Annotated in this window: 13 protein-coding genes and 2 pseudogenes; 3 read left to right on the forward strand and 12 right to left on the reverse strand. The window is 71.9% G+C overall.

The genetic code is table 11. The features are described from left to right. Nucleotides 1–50 precede the first annotated feature (50 nt). The 8 genes and pseudogenes from IPK24_24710 to IPK24_24745 all read right to left on the reverse strand — a co-directional run bounded on the left by IPK24_24710 (nt 51) and on the right by IPK24_24745 (nt 6,459). The gene (locus IPK24_24710) at nt 51–1,577 is read right to left on the reverse strand and encodes a leucyl aminopeptidase family protein (GenBank protein ID MBK8078658.1); all 1,527 of its coding nucleotides are present in this window, start codon (nt 1,575–1,577) and stop codon (nt 51–53) included. Nucleotides 1,578–1,726: 149 nt separating this feature from the next. Then, a complete protein-coding gene (locus tag IPK24_24715) occupies nt 1,727–1,894 on the reverse strand; it encodes a DUF3117 domain-containing protein (protein ID MBK8078659.1) in 168 nt (55 codons plus the stop codon). Between the two features lie 132 nt (nt 1,895–2,026). Further along, on the reverse strand, nt 2,027–3,247 hold the full coding sequence (locus IPK24_24720) for a hypothetical protein (protein MBK8078660.1): 1,221 nt from the start codon (nt 3,245–3,247) through the stop codon (nt 2,027–2,029). Next, a complete protein-coding gene (locus IPK24_24725) occupies nt 3,244–4,017 on the reverse strand; it encodes a DNA-3-methyladenine glycosylase I (protein MBK8078661.1) in 774 nt (257 codons plus the stop codon). Before IPK24_24725 ends, IPK24_24720 begins: the two co-directional genes overlap by 4 nt. Beyond that, nucleotides 3,978–4,364, reverse strand: a pseudogene (locus tag IPK24_24730) (SRPBCC family protein). The gene IPK24_24725 and the pseudogene IPK24_24730 overlap by 40 nt, the downstream one beginning before the upstream one ends. 150 nt (nt 4,365–4,514) lie before the next feature. Continuing rightward, a pseudogene (locus tag IPK24_24735) lies at nt 4,515–4,796 on the reverse strand (DivIVA domain-containing protein). An 89-nt stretch (nt 4,797–4,885) separates the two neighbouring features. Next, complete coding sequence (locus tag IPK24_24740) at nt 4,886–5,410, reverse strand: GNAT family N-acetyltransferase (GenBank protein MBK8078662.1); 525 nt, start codon at nt 5,408–5,410, stop codon at nt 4,886–4,888. A gap of 29 nt (nt 5,411–5,439) precedes the next feature. Next, a complete protein-coding gene (locus IPK24_24745) occupies nt 5,440–6,459 on the reverse strand; it encodes a 1-aminocyclopropane-1-carboxylate deaminase (protein ID MBK8078663.1) in 1,020 nt (339 codons plus the stop codon). Between the two features lie 210 nt (nt 6,460–6,669). On the opposite strand from IPK24_24745, the gene IPK24_24750 reads away from it, so the two are divergent. Beyond that, a complete protein-coding gene (locus IPK24_24750; GenBank protein ID MBK8078664.1) occupies nt 6,670–8,079 on the forward strand; it encodes an aminotransferase class III-fold pyridoxal phosphate-dependent enzyme in 1,410 nt (469 codons plus the stop codon). A 42-nt stretch (nt 8,080–8,121) separates the two neighbouring features. On the opposite strand, the gene IPK24_24755 is transcribed toward IPK24_24750, so the two are convergent. The 3 genes from IPK24_24755 to IPK24_24765 form a co-directional block, all read right to left on the reverse strand. Continuing rightward, nucleotides 8,122–8,811, reverse strand: a complete 690-nt coding sequence (locus tag IPK24_24755; GenBank protein ID MBK8078665.1) for a DsbA family oxidoreductase — start codon at nt 8,809–8,811, stop codon at nt 8,122–8,124. Nucleotides 8,812–8,899: 88 nt separating this feature from the next. After that, a complete protein-coding gene (locus tag IPK24_24760; GenBank protein ID MBK8078666.1) occupies nt 8,900–9,148 on the reverse strand; it encodes a hypothetical protein in 249 nt (82 codons plus the stop codon). A gap of 366 nt (nt 9,149–9,514) precedes the next feature. Beyond that, nucleotides 9,515–10,270: a TIGR00730 family Rossman fold protein gene (locus IPK24_24765; GenBank protein MBK8078667.1), complete on the reverse strand. Its 756-nt coding sequence runs from the start codon at nt 10,268–10,270 to the stop codon at nt 9,515–9,517. Nucleotides 10,271–10,361: 91 nt separating this feature from the next. Here IPK24_24765 and IPK24_24770 point away from each other — a divergent pair, with 91 nt between their 5' ends. Continuing rightward, the gene (locus IPK24_24770) at nt 10,362–12,506 is read left to right on the forward strand and encodes a diguanylate cyclase (GenBank protein MBK8078668.1); all 2,145 of its coding nucleotides are present in this window, start codon (nt 10,362–10,364) and stop codon (nt 12,504–12,506) included. 7 nt (nt 12,507–12,513) lie between these two features. Further along, on the forward strand, nt 12,514–13,758 hold the full coding sequence (locus IPK24_24775) for an MFS transporter (GenBank protein ID MBK8078669.1): 1,245 nt from the start codon (nt 12,514–12,516) through the stop codon (nt 13,756–13,758). Here the strand turns inward: IPK24_24775 and IPK24_24780 are convergent. After that, a complete protein-coding gene (locus IPK24_24780; protein MBK8078670.1) occupies nt 13,706–14,812 on the reverse strand; it encodes a succinyl-diaminopimelate desuccinylase in 1,107 nt (368 codons plus the stop codon). The two genes, IPK24_24775 and IPK24_24780, sit on opposite strands and share 53 nt — an antisense overlap. Nucleotides 14,813–14,849 lie beyond the last annotated feature (37 nt).

Below are 14,849 nucleotides of genomic sequence, written 5' to 3' on the forward strand. Positions count from 1 at the left end.
CTAACCAGACCCTTGGTGATCATGTAGTTCGTGCACGCTCGTGAATGGATTCACGAGCGTGCACGAATTACATGATCACGGCGGGTCTCGTGAGGTTGGGGTCGGTCAGCCAAGGCCTCCAGGTAGCGCAACAGCAGCCGGGCGCCGTAGCCGGTCGCGCCCTTGCACACCTCGTGACTCACCTTGTCCGAGCGGGCCACCCCGGCGATGTCCAGGTGCGCCCAGCGGCGCCGTCCGGCGAAGGACCTCAGGAACAGGGCCGCCGTGATCGCCCCGCCGCCGATCGAGCCGTCCAGCGGCACGTGGCGCAGGTCGGCCACCTCCGAGTGCAGCGCCGGGGTGTAGTCCTCGACCAGGGGCATCCGCCACACCTGCTCGCCGCTCGCCCGGGCCGCGGCCTCGAGCGATCGGGCCAGGGCGTCGTCCTCGGTGAACAACGCGGCATACCGGCGGGCGAGCGCCATGGTCGCCGCCCCCGTCAAGGTGGCGATGTCGATCATCACCTCGGGATTCAGGTGCGCCTCGGCGTAGGCCAGGGCGTCGGCGAGGACGAGGCGTCCCTCGGCGTCGGTGTTGGCGATCTCGACCGTTCGCCCGCCGTAGCTGGTGATCACATCGGCCGGACGGTACGAGGAGCCACCGAAGCTGTTCTCCGCCAACGGCAACAACCCGGTGACCGGACGACGCACCCCGGCGTCGCGACACGCGGCCAGCGCGGCGAGCACCGCGGCCGACCCGCTCATGTCCGTCTTCATCGGCACCATCGCCGCCCGCGGCTTGAGCGAGATGCCGCCGGTGTCGAAGGTGATCCCCTTGCCGATCAGCACCACCGGCGCGCGCCGTGCATCGCCCTCCGGCCGGTAGTCCAGCCGTACCATCGCCGGTGGTGAGGCGGACCCACCGCCCACCGCGACCAACCCACCGAACCCCTCGGCAGCGAGCCGGTCGGCGTCCCAGACGGTGATCGTCAGCCCGGCCTCGGCGGCGACCTGCCTGGCCTGCTCGACCATCCAGGCAGGGTTCTTGACCGAGGACGGGGTGACGGCCAGCACCCGGGCCCGCACGGTGGCCTCGGCGTCCCGCCGGCCCGCGGCGACCGCCGCGGCGTCCGGGGTGCCGAACATCGTGATGCGCCCCACCGGACGGGCGTCGTCCCGGTTCTTCGTGCCGGTCGCCGGTGGCGCGTACCCGCCGAGCAGCAGGCCGGTCACCCCGGCGCGCACCCGCGACCGCTCGCGGCCCGCGACCAGAGAGGTCGCCAGCGTCCGACGGCCCCGAACCCTGCGGCCCAGGGCAGCACCGGCGCGGCGCAGATCATCGGGCTCCCCGCCCCCGACACCGATCAGCAGCCAGTGCACCGACGCCACCGGCACCCGGGTCACCTCACCGGCCCGCCCCCGCACCTTCTCGGCGGCGAGCACTGCGTCGAGGTCGATGCCGTGGGCGGCGGCGGCGCGTCGTCCGGCGGCGTCGATCACGACCGGTTCGCCCTCGACGGGACGCCCCACCGTGGTGGCCAGCACCTCGGCGTCCACCTCGGCATTCGCCTCGGACGGGTTCGGCTCGCCCGTCACCAGTTCACTGATCGGCACCTTCACGCGGTCAACCTAGCCGGACCCGCCCTGGCCTCGCCGAACCCTCATCCCGCCGGACAGCATCGAACCCCGGACCGAGTCGGTCCGGGGTTCGTCGCGGTTACTGTCGCGCCACCACGATCAACCAGTGATCAGGGGAGGACTGCCTTCAGCGCGTCTCCGAGGTCGCCGGCTTCTGCCGGTGTCAGCTCCACGACGAGCCGCCCGCCACCCTGAAGGGGCACGCGCATCACGATGCCGCGGCCCTCCTTGGTCACTTCGAGCGGGCCGTCGCCGGTCCTCGGCTTCATGGCCGCCATGCGGCATCCCCTTTCCTCGTGAGGTGCCCGCGCGGGGTGGATCCGCACAGTCCAGTCGGAGCATTATCCCTTGCCGGGCTGCCGGAGGCGAAACGGGGGTCGAAACAGCGTCCGTCCGGGGTCACGGCAAGGTCACGGTGGGAAGCCTCCGACACGCCAGATCGTGACGATCCACACCACTTGGAGCATGAATCCTCCGGCCGTCAGTGCCCGACGATAGGCGGCCGACGGCGAGAGCACGAGCAGCAGTACGCCCAGCGGAAAGGTCAACAGCAGATACCGGGCCAGACTCGTCGTGGGGTCCAGGACGGCGATCAGATAGGCGCCGTAGGCCACGCACCAGACCCTCAGGTCGGCTCCCAGGACCCGGGCGATCGGGCGGGTCAGCCACCAGAGCATCACCACCGGGATGGCGACCAGCAGCACACGCCCCACGAACACCCCGAGGTAGCGGGCCGAGGCATCCAGCCACGGGTCCACGGGCACGAGCCCACGGCCGTACCGCCAGGCGGCCATGGTCTCGGTGTACGCCGCCGCACGCCCGGTGACCACCGCAGCGGTGATCGGCCAGCTCACCGCCCCGATCCCCGCGGTCACCAGCAGCCCCGCGGCCGTCCCCGGCCGATCGCGAAGCCGTCGGACGGCGTGCACGGCGGCCACCAGGGCCAGCGGCACCGCGATCGGGCGGGCGAAGCCGACGATCAGCAGCGCGATCATCGCGGCCGGGTACGCCCTGCGTTGCAGGCACCAGAGCACGGTGACCAGCATCAACACCCCGAGGGCGTCGCTGTAGGGCAACTGCAGCGCCGGAGCTGTCGGGAACGAGCCGAGCAGGGCCACCGACCACAGCGCGACCTGCGGTCCGGCCAACCGCTCGACGAGCGAGCGCAGCACGACCGCCGAGGCCAGGGCACACCCGATCGCCACCAGCCAACCTGCCACCGGCCACCCCAGGCCGAGGGCCATCAGGGCCCGCGCGAGCAGCGGGAACACCGGATAGAAGGCCCAGGGGTTCTGCTTCACCTCACCGGTGAGCGGATCGAGGGGCAACACCTGCGGGTAGCCGCCCTGGGCCACCTTGCGATACCAGGCGCTGTCCCACCGGGCGATGAACTGCAGGTAGGACCAGTCGGCGGTGCGTCCGGTCGCGTCCACCACGGTGAACCGCGAGGCCCGATCCAGCAGGAAGGCGGTGAGCAGCATGCACCCGGCCATCACGACCAGCGCCTGCGCCCAGGGCGGGGTGCGCAGCCACCGGTCGAGCAGGCGGACGAGGCGAGTGTGGCGTCCGGTCAGTCGCGGCAGCCCGACCGGTGGGGTGGGTGCGGCGGGCAGATCGAGCCGGTCGGTCATCCCGGGCCACCCGGCGTGTCGGAGGCGTGACGCGCCCAGCACCCCTGGAGGTGATCGTTCACCAGCCCACAGGCCTGCATCGCCGCGTAGGCCGTGGTGGGGCCGACGAAGACCATCCCGTGCCGGCGCAGGGCCTTGGCCAGGGCGACCGAGGACGGCGTCTTCGCGGGCACGTCCCCCAACCGAACCGGCACCGGACGGGCGTCGGCCGGAGCCTCGGGGAGGTCGGCGTCCCGGACGGCGAACGACCACACCAGCGCATCCAGGCCGCCGTGCTCGCGCAACGCCACCACGGCGGCGGCGTTGGTGATCGCCGCATCGATCTTGGCTCGGTTGCGCACGATCGCGGCATCGGCCATCAGTCGCGCTCGATCGGCATCGGTGAAGGCGGCCACGGCCTCGGGATCGAACCCGGCGAACGCCTGCCGGAACCCCTCGCGCTTGCGCAGGATCGTCAGCCACGACAACCCCGACTGGAACGCCTCCAGGGTGAACCGTTCGAACAGCGCCTGGTCGCCGTGCACCGCTCGACCCCACTCGGTGTCGTGATAGCCGACGTAGTCGGGGGCCGAGACACCCCACGCACAGCGCGCGAGCCCGTCGTCCCCGATCACCAGCCCGCCGGCGGCGAGGTCCGGTTCGCTCACTGCACCTGCTCCTCGTGTTCGATGTCGCGGGCCATCGCCCGCAGCACCCGGTCGAGCCCGAGTCCGGTGACGACGGCGATCAGCCGAACCAGCGGCCGGGGCACCACGACGTCCTCGACCCAGTGCACCCGGCTGCGGCCGGCGTCCAGTGGCTCGACCTCGAACTCGGCGCCGCCCCGGACGACGCGACCCAGTTTGACGACCTCGCAGCGGCCGGTGGCCCCGCCCTCGGGTGGCTGCCAGGCCACGACCTCCATCACGTCGTCGAACCCGAGAGCCGCCAACGGGCGTGGCGCCGCGGTACGCCCGACGAAGCGCGCACCGAGACCCAGCCCGGACGGCGTGAGCGTACGCACCGTGGTCAGCGGCACCCAGGCACCGTGCCGGGGCCAGTCCACCAACACCGCCCAGACCTGCTCGGCGGGCGCCGCCACGTCGATCGTGCGCAGAACCCGGCACCGCGCGAGCAGCCTCACCGGCGCTCAGTCCTCGGTGTGGGGCCGGCGCATCGGCGGGTGGTTGGCGTAGGCGTCGTCGGCGTAGGGCTCGTCCAGGTAGGGCTGCTCGACGTAGGCATCGACCAGGGCCGGCTGGTGGCCGGGCTCGGTCGGCACCTGGCTGAGTCGCTCGATCTCGGCGTCCCGGCGGGCCAGTTCCTCCGCCAACCGGTCGAAGGCGGCATCCACCTGGTCCATGCGATAGCCGCGCAGCGCCGGGGCGAACCGGACGTGGTCGAGGTCGCCCACCACGAGTTCGCCGTCCGGCAGACCGGTGGGCGGCAGCGACGACGTGGCGGCGTCCAGACCGCCCCCGATGCGTCCGAGCGCTACGGCGACGACCAGTCCGAGGACCACGATCGTGAGCACGATGAAGACGAGCGTCACGCGCTGATCCTCGCATATGCCGCTGTGCAGCCGATCCCCTGCGGGCCAGGGGACGTACCTCGCCCGATCGAGGACCAGACGAGGCTCCCGGTGAGTTGCGCGCGCTGTCAGAGCCGGCGGTACATCACGTGCAGGCCGACCAGACCGTGCCGGGCGCTGCGGAAGGCCTGCGGCACCGTGCCGATGATCTCGAAGCCGAGCGTGCGCCAGAGGTCGACGGCGCCGGTATTGGTCTCGACCACCGCGTTGAACTGCATCGCCGCGAACCCGGCGGCCTGCGCCCGGGCCAGCACCGCCTCGGCCAGCAGCCGGCCGACGCCGCGACCGCGCGCTGCCGAGGCGACCATGAAGCTCGCCGTCGCGACGTGATCACCGCGGCCGGGCCGGTTCGGCCCGTACTTGGCCGAGCCGAGCACCTCGCCCTCACCGTCCACCGCGACCAGCACCTGCATCGGTGCGGGTTCGAACCACAGCGGGCGCGCGTCGTCCGGGCCGAGGCCCTCGGGGTAGGCATAGGTCTCGCCGTCCGCGACGATCGTCGACCAGAAGGGCCAGATCGCGGGCCAGTCCGCCTCACTCGCCTCGCGGACGACGAGCCGGCGTGCCGGGTCGTCGACGGGTTTGCCGGTCATCGCGTGCTCACGCCGTCCTCACGATGTGCTCACGACGTGAACAGGCCGCTGTAGGCGTTGAGGGCCGGCTGTCCGCCGAGGTGGGCATAGAGCACGGTCGAGTCCTCGGCGATCTCGCCGCTGCCGACCAGGTCGATCAGCCCCGCCATCGACTTGCCCTCGTAGACCGGGTCGAGGATCACGCCCTCCAGGCTGCCCACCAGGCGGATCGCGTCGAGGGTGGACTGCACGGGAATGCCGTACTTGTCCCCCGCCCACCCCTCGAGCACCGTGATCTCGTCATCACGCAGCTCGCGGCCCAGGCCGATCACCTCGGCGGTCCCCCGGGCGATCCGCTCCACCTGGTCGCGGGTCTCGGCCAGCGTCGCGGAGGCGTCGATGCCGATCACCCGGCGCGGCCGCGGGCCGTCGGGCAGGTCGGCGAAGCCGGCGATCATGCCGGCATGGGTCGAGCCGGTCACGGTGCAGACCACGATGGTGTCGAAGAAGACGCCGAGCTCGGCCTCCTGCGCGGCGACCTCGTGCGCCCACCCGGCGAACCCCACCCCGCCCAGGCGGTGATCGGAGGCCCCCGCCGGGATCGCGTAGGGCACCCCACCTCGGGCCCGGACGTCGTCCAGCGCCTGCCGCCAGCTGTCCTTGAACCCGATGCCGAACCCGGACGGGTCGAGGCGTACCTCGGCACCCATGATCCGCGACAGCATGATGTTGCCGACCCGGTCGTTGACCACATCCGGCCAGTCGACCCACTTCTCTTGCACCAGAACGCACTTCATACCCAGATGGGCGGCGACGGCGGCCACCTGACGCGTGTGGTTGGACTGGAAGCCACCGATCGAGACCAGGGTGTCGGCGCCCTGCGCGAGCGCCTCGGGAACCAGGTACTCGAGCTTGCGCACCTTGTTGCCGCCGTAGGCCAGGCCGCTGTTGCAGTCCTCCCGCTTGGCCCAGATCGCCGGGCCACCCAGGTGGGCGGACAAGCGCTTCAACGGGTGCACGGGGCTGGGCCCGAACATCAACGGGTACCGCGGGAGGTCGCTGATCGCCATGGCGCACACGATGCCACGAGCGGCCCAGAGCCACGGTCACGAACTGGTCGTGCCGTATAGACCTACGGAATCGGTTGTATTGGTCCCGATCGGCACACGCCTTCCGCAGTCCAGTAGGCGTTTCACAACGCATACGGCATGATGGACGACATTCCTCTCGCTGAGCCCTGCGCTGAGTGACACCAAGCCCGCCTCCCTGGAGCCGACAAAGTGACCGAGACCCGGACCTGGCCCGCCCACGACCCTGCGACCCGCCGGTCGCTGCCGACCACCTCGACCCCACTGGACCCGGCACGCGTCGAGCAGCTGCTCGTCGCCGAGTGGGAGCGCTTCACCGCGGCCACGCCGGGCTCGGCCGCCCACAACCTGCAGGCCAGCAAGTCCCTCCCGCTCGGGGTCACCTCCTCGTTCCAGCACTGGGACCCGTACCCGATCTCGATCGCCTCGGCGCGCGGCGCCTGGCTGACCGACGTCGACGGCCGCCGACTGCTCGACCTGTCGATGGGTTTCGGCGCCATGATGGTCGGCCACCTCAACCCGGTCGTGGTCGAGCATGTTCGGCACGCGCTCGAGTCGGTCGGCACGCTGTTCGTCACCCCCTCGCCCACCGCGACCGAGGTCGCCGAGCTCTTCCAGCAGCGCTTCGGGCTCGACCTGCTGCGCTTCACCCAGTCCGGTACCGAGTCGCTGATGTACGCCGTCCGCGCGGCTCGCGCGTACACCCAGCGCAAGGCGATCATCAAGATCGAGGGCGGCTACCACGGCGGCTACGACCCGCTGCAGGTGTCGGTCAAGCCGGGCCTGGACGAGATCGGCCCCGCCGACGCCCCGACGCCGCAGGTTCCCTTCGACGTCGAGGCCGGCACGGTGCACGTCGTGCCCTACAACGACCTGCCGCGGCTCCAGACGATCCTGGCCGAGCACGGTCGCGACATCGCCTGTGTCGTCATGGAGCCGGTGCTCGAGAACCTCGCGATCGTGGTGCCGGACGAGGGCTACCTCGCCGGGGTCCGGGCGGCCTGCGACGCCAGCGGCGTCCTGCTGATCTTCGACGAGGTCAAGACCGGACTGACCGCGGGCTATGCCGGCGCGTCCCAGCGACTCGGCGTCCGGCCCGATCTGATCACCCTCGCCAAGAGCATCGGCGGCGGGCTGCCGCTGGCGGCGTTCGGCGGACGCCGCGAGGTCATGCAGGTCGTGGTCGACGGGCGGATGGCGCACTTCGGCACGTACAACGGCAACCCGCTGGTGATGGCCGCCGCTCGGGCCGTCGACGAGATCTGCACCCATGAGGCACTGGCGGCCGCCGAAGGCATCAACGTGCGCACCCTGGACGCGATCGACGAGGTCATCACCGAGTTCGAGCTGCCGGCGCACACCGTCGGGCTCGGCCTGAAGGGCTGCATCACGTGGTCGACCACCCCGGTGCGCAACTACCGCGACTACAAGGCCACCGACTTCCGCGTGGCCGAGTTGTCGTGGCTGTGGGGCGTCAACCGCAACATCCTCACCCCGCCCGGGCTCGACGAGCAGTGGCTGGTGTCGTTGGCGCACACCGACGACGAGATGGCGGTGCTGGTGTCGGACTTCCGGCAGCTGGCCCAGGCCCTGCGGGCCTGAGTCGGCGGGCGGCAACCTGCCCGTTCACCGGATCGCGCCCGTTCAACCCACCTCGGCCTGCGCTGCCTCGGCACGGGCTCGCGTCAGCACGTCGGCGAAGGCCTCCACCGGCTGTGCCCCGCTGACGCCGTAGCGACGGTCGACGACGAAGAACGGGACGCCGCTGACACCCAACGAGCGCGCCATGTCCTGGTCGGCCCGCACTGCGTCCGCATGGCGGTCACCGGCCAGGACGTCGCGGGCCAGGGTCTCGGGCAGGCCGGCCTCGACGGCCAGCCGCACCAGGGTCTCGACGTCCCCGATGTCCTGCCGGTGGGTGAAGTGGGCCGCGAGCAGGGCTTCCTTCAGGGCCGACTGCACCGCCGGACCGCCGTGGGCCAATGCGGCGTGCAGCAGCCGGTGCGCATCGATGGTGTTGGTGAGTACCGCGGCACTCTGGTCGTAGGTCAGGCCGTCGGCGGCCGCGATCGCGTCGACCTGCGCCACCATCTGCTCGGCCTGGGCGATCCGAGCGGCCGGCTCACCGGTGCCGTACTTGCCGGCCAGGTACTCGACGGTGCGTGGGCGGGGCCGGCCGTCGCCCGGCCTGGGGGCCGAGGGGTCGAGTTGGAACGAGCGGTAGATCACCTCGACGTCGTCCCGATGGGCGAAGCCGGCCAGTGCGGCCTCGAACCGCCGCTTGCCGATGTAGCACCACGGGCACACGACGTCGGACCAGATCTCGACCTGGATCGGGGTTGTCATGCCGCGGACAACTGCCACCGAGGTGATCCGATTCCCGATGGCGCCGACCGATCGCCGAGCGCGCTGCCTGCCACCGTCAGCCGACGTCGAGACCCAGATCGTGGCGCGAGGCCTGATCGAGGTCGACCAGGGCCTGGCTCAGCGATCGCAGCAGCTCGGGCAGATCCTGCCCCGACACCCGCACGGTTCCCACGCACGTGTCGTCCTGCCAGATGCTCAGCACGACCCGGTTCTGCTCGGGGTGGCTGCTGACCCGCAGCGCCCGGCCGCGCGCGTCCCGCCCGACGACGATGTCGCCGCGCCGCGGAATCGGACTGACGCGCATCCCTGCAGTGTGCGCCGACGATCCCGGGCCGTCCACAGGCAGCCGCTGTGCACCGCCTGTGATCACCCCCGCGGCGGACCGGGTCACCGCACGACGCCGCACGCCCCTGGCGTTTCACTGTTGCCCTGACTGGGTCACTGTTGCCCCGTTTCACCCCGAGCTCAGTGGCTCCGACCCCAGGACAGTGCTCACCACCCCAGAAGAGTGCCGAGCCGAGGGACGGGTGGCGACCACATCCACACACAGCGATCTTCACGCCGTCCCCAGACCCCTCAGTGAAGATCGCCGTGCGTGAAAGTGGTCGCCATCGTCGTGCGGTCGATCCACCAACTGCTGGTCCACCGAGTTGCGGGTCCGTGATCTCCCTCAGTCCAGGGGGTCGGCGAACCGGCGCACGGTCTCGATCGCCTCGTCGACGTCGTCGGTCAGGGTCAGCAGGTCGAGGTCACCGGGCGAGATCATTCCCTCGGCCGCCACGACCTCGCGGATCCAGCTGATCAATCCACCCCAGTAGGCCGAACCCATCAGCACGATCGGGAACGAGGTCACCTTGTGGGTCTGCACCAGCGTCAGTGCCTCGAACAGCTCGTCGAAGGTGCCGAACCCACCGGGCAACACGATGAAGCCGGTGGCGTACTTCACGAACATGGTCTTGCGCGCGAAGAAGTAGCGGAAGTGCACGCCCAGGTCGACCCACTCGTTCATGCCCTGCTCGCGAGGCAGCTCGATGCCCAGGCCCACCGAGACACCGCCGCCCTCGATCGCACCCTTGTTCGCGGCCTCCATGGCACCGGGACCGCCGCCGGTGATCACGGCGTATCCGGACTCGGCCAGCCGTCGTCCCACCAACTGCCCGAGGGCGTAGTTGGGGTGCTCGCGCGGGGTGCGCGCCGACCCGAACACGCTGATCGCGGGGCCGAGCTCGGCCAACGCCCCGAAGCCCTCGACGAACTCGGCCTGGATACGCATCACCCGCCAGGGGTCCTGGTGCAACCAGGAGGTGGGTCCCCGCTGATCGAGCAGTCGCTGATCGGCTGTCGTCGCCGGCACCTGAGATCCACGCAGCGTGATGGGGCCTTTGTAGTACGCAGCGCTGCGAGCGGAGGTGCGTTGTTCGGTCATGCGCTCACTTTGGCACGGCGGCCCTCCCCCATCCGGGTCGGACGCGACTGGCTCACCACGGCAAACTGTCACAGCGCGCTACTGTTCGTCCGTGCAGAGTTGGCGGGCGGACTCCTCGGGCGGAGCCGGTGTGTCGGCACCCGAGCCTGCGCGCGCCGCGACACCGCGGGCGGGCGGGGGACGACCCGCCAATCGCCCCCGCAACGAGGTGATCGAGACCGAGCGGCTGCTCGTCCAAGGACGCTTCGGGGACCCGGTCGCCGCGCTGGCCGAACTCGAGCAGTACCTGCCCGGATTGCAGCGGCACGCCGACCACGAGGCCTGGCCCCTCGGCTTGTACGCGCGGGCCTTCCTGATGCGACTGGCGGGGGCCAACAAGGCCGAGGTGGTCGCTGCCTGGACCATGCTCGAGAGCGCCGCCGCCGAACGCCAGCTGCCGGTCTGGGTGGCGATGGCCTGCGCGATGCGCGCCCGGACCCGACTCGAGAGCGGCGAGGCCGGCGCCGCCATGGGCGACCTGGCCCGCATCCATCTCGATGCCCTCACCGACGAGCTGACCTCGATCGCCGGGTTCCGGTTGCTGGACGCCGCCGCCGCGGCCTTCGCCCGCATCCGCCTGTTCGATCGCGCGGACGACGCCCGCTCGCTGCTCGAGGCCACCATCAGCGGTCACGAGCCCCTCGACCAGGCCACCCACTGGGCAACCTGGGCTGCCGAGTTGGCCGCGCGGGCACTGGAGCCGGTGGCCCGCGGGGCCACCGACCCCGAGCCACGGCTGCTCGATCGCGCCGTCCAGATCGCCGAGCGGGTGATCGCGCTCGGGGTGAGCCCGGTGCCCGAGCCGCTGCGCCGGGTCGCCAACGGTGTACGCGCCCTGTCCGCCAGTTACCGCGGCCAGCCCACCGAGGCCCTCAAGCTGCTCGGCTCGGACGCGTTCGGCGAACCCCTCGGCCTGCAGGCCCCCGAGTCCCAGCTGCTGGTCGTGGCGGCCCTGCACGCCCACACCCTGGTCGGCTCCCACGCCACCGCGCGCAGCCTGGACGAGAGCGTCTCCCGGCAGTTCGGCTCGCTGCCCAACATCGTGCTCGAGGTGTGTCGCGCCCGGGAACGGCTCTGGCTCGAGCGTGAGGCCCGCGGCGATCTCAATCGCCCCACCACCCGGCTGACCGACCTGCTGGTCCGGCTCAGCTGGCAGGGCATGGAGTTGGCCGGCGAGACCGCCCGCCAGGCCATGGAACACCAGCTGCTGGTCACCGAGAGCCGCACCGATGCCCTCACCGGGGTCGGCAACCGCCGCGCCCTCGATGAGGAGATGGCCGCCATGCTGCGGTTCACGCAGTTGCCGGTCGCGATGGTGCTGGTCGATCTCGACGACTTCAAACAGGTCAACGACACCTTCACCCACCTGGTCGGCGACGAGGTGTTGCGGCAGGTGGCCCGCACCCTCAGCGAACAGGTCGGCCCCGGCGACCGGCTGGTGCGCTACGGCGGCGACGAGTTCGTCGTCCTGCTGCCGGGGGCCGGCGACGCCGAGGCGACCAAGGCCGCCCGACGGATGTCGCGGGCGATCCACACCCTGCCCTGGGACACCGTGGCCTCGGGACTGCGCGTGCGGGTCACCACCGGCTGCGCGGCGCTGTACGCCCTGACCGGACGCCGCCCGGCCGCCGATGCCGAGCGACTGTTCCGCCGTGCCGACGAGGCACTGCTCGAGGCCAAGCGCCGCAGCCGGGTGAGCCTGCCCGCCCCCGGCTCGGTGATGCCCGACGCGATCGGGGCCATGCCGGAGGAGGCCCCCGAGTCCGCCGAGGTCGCACCGCCGCGCGAGCGCACCAAACCGACCTCGGCCAGACCGCGTAAGCGCGCGACCCCCGAGAGGGGCACGACCAAGACGCCACGCAGCAAGGCGGCGACCGCGCCCTCGTCGACGGCCGGGGCCGCCGCACCGCCACCCACCGAGGTTCTCGACCTGCGCGAGGCACCCTCGTCGACGGCCGGGACCAATCCCCCGCCCACCGCGGCACGTGGCGGCGATCTGCGGGCCCGGCACGCCCTGGGTGACGTGCCGGACGACGAGCCGCCCGAGGCCACCACGGCCGAGGTCCGCCCGGTGCGGCGGAGCGGTCGGCGCGCTGCGGTGATCGACCTGTCCACCGGCCAGAGCACGGCCGCGGCATCCTCGTCCGGCTCGTCCGGCTCGTCCGGCTCGTCGCGGTCTGCCACACCGCGCGACTGACACACCGGTGATCCTGGCCCGATATCGGCCGTTGCTCGCGGTGCCCGGGGTTCGCCGGGCACTCTGGCTCGGCCTGGCGATCCGCACCCCGATGTGGGCGGCCAACGTCGTCCTCACCCTGCACGTGGTCGGCGCGCTGCACCGCAGCTATGGCGCCGCAGGCGTGGTGACGATGGCCGCGACGATCGCGCTGGGCATCAGTGGCCCGTGGCGCGGCCGGCTGCTGGACCGGCGAGGACTGCGCCGCATGCTGGCCCCGTGCCTGGCGGTGAACCTGGTGTGCTGGAGCGCGGCACCGTTCCTGCCGTTCGAGGCCCTGGTGCCGGTGGTCGCCCTGGCCGGGTTGTACGGCATCCCGGCGTTCTCGATCACCCGCCAGATGATGATGGCCGCCACCCCGCTCGACCAGCGCACCGCCGTGCTCTCGCTCGAGTCGGTCGCTCTCGAGGTGTCGTTCATGATCGGCCCGGCACTCGGGGTGTTGCTGCTGACCTGGTGGCCGACGACCTGGGTGCTGCTGGGCTGCCAACTCGGCGCCTGGGCGGGCGGGCTCGCGTTGTGGTGGGCCAACCCCTCCCTGCAGCACGAGGACGAGACCGATGGCCCCGAGGTCGCCGCGGCGGCCACGTCGACCAAGGCCACCGAGGCTGCCGAGATCACCGAGGGATCGGCCCCCGCCGACCCGCGACGGGTCCGACCGCTGTGGCTGACCGCTCCGGTGCCCGCCATGCTCGGGATCAGCACCGCGACGGTGCTGCTGCTGGTGGGCAGCGACCTGAGCATCGTGGCCGCCCTGCGCGCCATGGGTCACCCCGCCTCGATCGGGCTGATGCTGACCCTGTGGGGTGCCGGGTCGGCGATCGGTGGGGTGATCTACGGCGGCCTGCACCGGCGGATGTCACCGGTCTGGCTGCTCGCCGGCCTGGCGCTGACCACCCTGCCCGCGGCGTTGGCCGACGGTCCGGTCGTGTTCGGTGCCCTGATGGTGCTGGCCGGGCTGTTCTGCGCGCCCACGCTGACCGCCACCGTCGACGAGCTCAGTCGGGTGGTGCCGCTGGCCCGGCGCGGTGAGGCGATGGGCTGGCAATCCGGGGCCACCACGGCCGGCAGCGCGCTCGGCGCTCCGGTGGCCGGTTTCGCCATCGATCAGGCGGGCTGGCAGGGCGGGTTGACCCTGACCGCGCTGGTGGGGTTGGCGGTCAGCCTGGCGGCGGGGTCAGCCAGCGCCGTAGGGCGTCGGCGCAGGCGGTGAGCTGAGCCGCGGGGCAGCGTTCGTCGTCCCGGTGGGCCAGCAGCGGATCGCCCGGCCCGAAGTTCACCGCCGGGACGCCCAGCCCGGTGAACCGGGCGACGTCCGTCCAGCCGAACTTGGGCTTGGGCGGCTGACCGATCGCGGCGACGAACGCGGCGGCCGCCGGGTGACCCAGGCCCGGCAGCGCGCCGTCCGCGGCATCGACGACGGCGACCTCGAAGCCGTCGAACACCTCGCGCAGGTGGGCCTGCGCGTCCGCCACCCGCCGGTCCGGCGCGAACCGGTAGTTGACCGTCACCAGGCAGTGGTCGGGGATCACGTTGCCCGCGATGCCCCCGTGGATCGCCACCGCGTTGAGCCCCTCGCGGTAGGTCAGACCGTCGATCGTCACCTCGCGGGGCAGGTAGGACGCCAGCCGCGACAACACCCGCCCGGCGTCGTGGATCGCGTTGTGTCCCATCCAGGATCGGGCCGAGTGGCTGGCCACGCCGTGGGTGGTGACCTCGACGCGCATGGTGCCCTGGCAGCCACCCTCGACGGTGCCGTCGGTCGGTTCGAGCAGCACGGCGAAGTCGCCGGCGATCCAGTCCGGGTGGCGCTCGGCCAGCCGCAGCAAGCCGTTGCGGGCGGCGTCCACCTCTTCGTTGTCGTAGAAGACGTAGGTGACGTCGCGCGCCGGTTCGGTGAGCGTGACCGCCAGGTGCAGCTGGACGGCGACCCCGCCCTTCATGTCGACCGTGCCGCGGCCGTGCAGCACGGCCTCGCCGTTCTCGTCGAGGATGCGCACCGGCAGGTTCGGCGTGCCGTCCGGGCGCTTCGCCAACGGCACCGTGTCGAGGTGGCCGGCGAGCACCACCCGCTCGGGCCGGCCCAGGTGGGTGCGCGCCACCACGGCGTCGCCGTCCCGCAGCACCTCGAGGTGGCCGGCCTCGCGCAGCACCGCCTCGACCGCGTCGGCCAGGGGGCCTTCGTTGCCGCTCACCGACTCGACGTCACAGATCGCCCGGGTCAGCCCGACGACGTCGCGCACCTGCGAGGCCAGCTCGCTCGCCATCTGTTGCATGCGCGAAGGCTAGTGGGAGCGGCCGCGA

This window comes from Kineosporiaceae bacterium (assembly GCA_016713225.1).
GTDB lineage: Bacteria > Actinomycetota > Actinomycetes > Actinomycetales > Kineosporiaceae > JADJPO01.